Origin of the sequence: Buttiauxella brennerae ATCC 51605 (assembly GCF_001654925.1) — a bacterium.
Lineage (GTDB): Bacteria > Pseudomonadota > Gammaproteobacteria > Enterobacterales > Enterobacteriaceae > Buttiauxella > Buttiauxella brennerae.
In genome coordinates, this window is the sequence record NZ_LXER01000043.1 from 1 (window position 1) to 1,503 (window position 1,503).

Sequence of the window (1,503 nt, forward strand, 5' to 3'; positions counted from 1 at the left end):
TATAGTCATTCGGTCCCTGAGAATTACACTTTGAAGTGATTCAGGGTATGCGCTTACTGGTTACGAATATTGAGCGAGAATCATGTGATGATCGCCGCTTTTCTTTCGAGCCAGTAGGTGCTCCACGTTCGCTAACGAATACTCAGGGCATGCAGATAAACTGCTGGCTATATTTCTTTCGAAGAGCGTGGAATGCATACCAATCCCCGATAAAAAGGAGTTGGTGATGACTGTGACTAATCAATTTGCTGCGCACGTTGGTCTGGACTGGGCTGATAAAAAACACGATGTCTGTGTTCAGTTTAAAAACGGTGAACGCGTATTCGATGTGATTGAACATACAGCAGAAGCGCTTGATGCCTGGCTTACTGAGTTACACCAGAAAGTAAAAGGTAGAATCGCAATTGCTCTCGAACTGAAGAAGGGCCCCGTGGTATATGCTCTTCAAAAATATCCCTTTATCACCGTTTTCCCCGTCCACGCTTTGTCCCTGGCTCGTTACCGGCAAGCCTTCTCGCCCAGCGGCGCTAAAGATGATCCGCAGGATGCCGAGCTGGCATTAGAGTTAATGCTGCGTTACCCCCAGAAGATAAAAGCTATTGAACCCGACAATGCGGATATTCGGTTACTTCAGCAACTGGTTGAGCAACGTCGTCAGTTGGTTGAAGATAAACGACGCTTTGTGAACCGGATAATTAACACGCTTAAACAGTATTATCCTCAGCCACTGGAGTGGTTCTCACATCGGGGTAGCTTACTGTTGTGTGAGCTGATTATCCGGTGGCCCAGTCTGCAACAACTGAAACGAGCCAGGCGCGACACGATCCGCAACTTTCTGAATGCCAGAGGTGGCCGCGCAATGGCCCTTACCGAGCAACGTGTTGCGAGTATTGATAACGCGATCCCATTGACGACAGACCCGAGTGTTATAGAGGCTAATGCTTTGATGGCAACAGCACTGGCGACACAAATTAAAGTCGTGAGTGAAATCATCAAAACCTATGACGAACGAATCGAAACGCTGTTTGACACATTGCCAGATGCGGGGCTGTTCAAATCACTTCCGGGCATGGGGCCGTGTATGGGCCCACGGATGCTTGCTGCACTTGGTGATAACCGTGACCGGTTTAACAGCGCTGAAGAAATTCAAAACTACGCAGGTATTGCACCGGTGACAGAACGAAGTGGCCAGAAATCCTGGGTTCACTGGCGATGGCAGTGTGCCAAGTTCGTCAGGCAGACTTTTGTTGAATGGGCTGCCAAGACGGTTAACTCATCATACTGGGCCAGACTTTATTATCAGGGACTGCGAGAAAAAGGAAAATCTCACCAATCTGCAATCCGGGCTCTGGCATTCAAATGGATAAGGATCATTTACCGCTGCTGGAAGACCAGAACCCGGTACGACGAAGCGAAATATTTGCTGGCATTGGAAGCGCGAAAGTCGCCCTTACTGAAGCCATAAAAAGCTTGTCGAATGTCTCAGGGCGTGAAGCGGAAGTT

General features: G+C 48.6%; 1 protein-coding gene. It reads left to right on the forward strand.

Annotated features, from left to right (window positions below; translation table 11 throughout):
- Positions 1 to 226: 226 nt before the first annotated feature.
- Complete coding sequence (locus tag M975_RS21885; RefSeq protein ID WP_064562006.1) at positions 227 to 1,465, forward strand: IS110-like element ISEsa2 family transposase; 1,239 nt, start codon at positions 227 to 229, stop codon at positions 1,463 to 1,465.
- Positions 1,466 to 1,503 lie beyond the last annotated feature (38 nt).

Excerpts from the sequence above, each read along its gene's own strand:
- M975_RS21885 (WP_064562006.1), top strand. The coding sequence starts at position 227 with ATGACTGTGACTAATCAATTTGCTGCGCACGTTGGTCTGGACTGGGCT.